Source organism: Leisingera sp. F5, assembly GCF_001593695.1.
On the sequence record NZ_LUKH01000319.1, the window covers coordinates 1 to 2,908 of the forward strand.

A 2,908-nucleotide genomic window follows, 5' to 3' on the forward strand; every position below is an offset into this window, starting at 1 on the left:
CTTCAGGTCTTTCCAGGAGTCGTCCGCCCACCGCCAGTCCCCCGGATGGCCCCCGAAAAACCGGCCGCCCTCAATCTGGCACAGGCCGCATCAACGGCAATGACAAACACATAATCCTGAGGATGGGCGCCCAAGGCGCGCGGGGGCAAAGCCCCCTTGCGTCACTTCGGCATCAAGGCCCAGTAATCGAGATCCAGCAGCACGTCCGGCAGGTATTTGCCATCCTCGCCCTTCAGTTCAAACGGCACGCCGCCCTTGGTCGCCACCAGCCGCAGCCGGATTGCGCCGACGCCAGGCGCGCTTGTGTCGGCCTTGTCCAGCACCTCGGACCAAGCCCGCACGGTCAGACCCGACAGGCACGGATTGGCATGCGCGCCGCCGTTCAGACCCGCAATCATCTGCGCATTGGCAAGCCCGTTGAACGACAGCGCGCGCGCCATTGAAATCACATGACCGCCATAGATCAGCCGGGTGCCATCGGGACGGGCAGTATTGTCGAAATGCACCTTGGCGGTGTTCTGCCACAGGCGGGTCGCCATCATATGTTCGGCTTCCTCGATGGTGACGCCATCCACATGGTCGATGGTCTCGCCCACCGCGTAGTCGCCCCAGCGGTGCGGCTCGCCGGCCAGGGTGAAATCGTAGTTGCTGAAGTCCAGCCCGGCCGGGATCACCAGCTGGTCCGCCGGGATCACCTTGTTCAATTCCGGGATCACCGTTTCCGGCGCCGGCGCATCCGGATCGCCTTTGCGCACCATCACCCAGCGCACATACTCCATCACGCAGTCATCGCGCTGGTTCAACCCGCGGGTGCGCACATAGACCACACCGGATTTGCCATTGGAGTTCTGCTTGAGGCCGATCACTTCGGATTCCGAGCGCAAGGTGTCGCCAGGATAGACCGGCAGCAGCCAGCGTCCCTCGGCATAGCCAAGGTTCGCCAGCGCATTCAGTGAAATGTCCGGCACCGTCTTGCCGAACACCACATGGAAGGCCGCCAGATCATCCAGCGGCGCCGACGGCAGACCAGAGGCCCGGGCAAATTCATCCGAAGAATACAGCGCATGGCGCGCCGGATAAAGCGCATGATACAGCGCCCGCTCGCCGCCCGACACCGTGCGCGGCACCGCATGGCGGATCACCTCGCCAACGGTATAGTCTTCGAAAAAGCGTCCCGGATTGGTTTTGGCCGGACTGGTCTTGGCCATCAGTGTTCTCCCAGTTTGGTCTCAGGGGTGTAGGTCCCATCCGCCTCTTTCACCACCGCCTGGCCGCAGCGCATGATCCCCTTTACGGGATCAAAGGTCTGGGTCGGGCTGCCATGCAGCTCCCAGCCCTTGTTCAGCGCTTGCGTGACCTTATGGCAAAAGGCAGAGGTGTCGTCCTCGGACAAAAATCGGTAAAGTTTCATAGCATCCTACCCAGCAAAGCCCCTATCCCGGAAAGGGCGAAGGCCCGACCATTGCGTGGACGTAGCCGATCACCCCCATCAGAACAATCGAAGCGGCAAAGAACATCCCGTCCTTGGCGATGGAGCCCTTGGGGCCCGGCTGCCAGTCCGGTTCGGACCGGTTGATCACGATCACCTCAGCCACTGCCCAGGCCAGCAAACCGCCGAACAGGATGATCGACGCCAGGTCGCCATTGACCAGCAGATGCGCCGCGGCCCAGAGCTTAAAGCCCGCCAGCATCGGGTGGCGCATGCCGTTCAGCAGCGCGCCTTTCTTTGGCGCCGGGCTCATCATCCAGATGGCGATCAGCACCAGCAGGTTGTTGATATGCACCATAAAGGACGGCGGCGCCCAGACGTGGATGAATTCCATGCTGCGGTAGCCCAGTACCATCAGCACCACGCCGGCAACCAGCACCAAAGCCACCATACCGCGGCCGCCATTGCCCATGGACGCGCGCGCCTCCGGTGCCAGCCGTTTGAACAGGTGGCCGCCCCACCACAACAGGATGCCTAGGATCAATAGCGCCATATCAGTCTCCCTCTGCTGCTGACTGGGTCAACAGCTAGGCTGAAAGCGCGGCGATTGCATCCGCTTTTGCCAGGATTTCACGCGCCGTCACCACATGCAGGTTCTCGACTATCCTGCCGTCGACCACGGCTACACCCTGGCCTGCGGCCTGCGCCTCATCAAAAGCGGCGATCTGGCGGCGGGCAGTCTCAGCCTCGCGCTCTGTCGGTGCAAAGGCGGCATTGGCCGTCTCCACCTGCGCCGGGTGGATCAGAGTCTTGCCGTCAAAGCCCATGTCGCGGCCTTGGGCACATTCCGCCGACAGTCCCTCGACATCCTTGAAAGCGTTATAAACACCATCGACGATCACCAGCCCCTCGGCCTTGGCGGCCAGCAGGCACAGGCCCAGCCCCGCCATCATCGGCAGCCGGTCGGGGCGGAAACGGGTCTGCAATTCCTTGGCCAGATCATTGGTGCCCATCACCATGCCCTGCAGCTTGGGGTGCGCCGCGATGGTGGCGGCATTCAGCATGCCGCGCGGGGTTTCCATCATCGCCCACAGCGGAATATCCCCGGTGATCTCCGCCAGCGCATCCAGATCCGCCGGCGCATTCACCTTGGGCAGCAGAATCGCGTCGCAATCCATCTGTGCCGCCGCTTTCGCATCCTCACGCCCCCACGGCGTATCCAGCCCGTTGATCCGCACGATCTTCATCCGGGCGCCATAGCCGCCCGTCTCCAGCGCCTGGGTCAAGGTCGCGCGGGCATTGGGTTTTTCGTCCACCGACACCGCGTCTTCCAGATCAAAGATCACCGCGTCCACCGGCAGGGTTTTGGCCTTCTCCAGCGCGCGTGCGTTGGAGCCGGGAATATACAAAACCGAACGGTAAGGGCGCGCACGCGGGTCCATAGAGCCTCTCCAAAAGTTATTTTGTTGCGTAAAGCGG

The 2,908-nt window shown here is 62.7% G+C and carries 4 protein-coding genes; all 4 read right to left on the reverse strand.

The genetic code is table 11. The features are described from left to right. Positions 1-161: 161 nt before the first annotated feature. From A2I95_RS29530 to A2I95_RS29545, 4 genes are read right to left on the reverse strand one after another with little or no spacing between them, the layout of a single operon-like run. Complete coding sequence (locus A2I95_RS29530) at positions 162-1,208, reverse strand: MaoC family dehydratase (RefSeq protein ID WP_291735611.1); 1,047 nt, start codon at positions 1,206-1,208, stop codon at positions 162-164. Beyond that, on the reverse strand, positions 1,208-1,411 hold the full coding sequence (locus A2I95_RS29535) for a DUF1737 domain-containing protein (RefSeq protein WP_259994669.1): 204 nt from the start codon (positions 1,409-1,411) through the stop codon (positions 1,208-1,210). Before A2I95_RS29535 ends, A2I95_RS29530 begins: the two co-directional genes overlap by 1 nt. Positions 1,412-1,433: 22 nt before the next feature. After that, positions 1,434-1,982, reverse strand: a complete 549-nt coding sequence (locus A2I95_RS29540) for an NnrU family protein (RefSeq protein WP_291735613.1) — start codon at positions 1,980-1,982, stop codon at positions 1,434-1,436. Between the two features lie 34 nt (positions 1,983-2,016). Continuing rightward, positions 2,017-2,871 carry a CoA ester lyase gene (locus tag A2I95_RS29545; protein WP_291735616.1) on the reverse strand — a complete coding sequence of 285 codons (855 nt, stop codon included), beginning with the start codon at positions 2,869-2,871 and terminating at the stop codon, positions 2,017-2,019. Between the last annotated feature and the right edge of the window lie 37 nt (positions 2,872-2,908).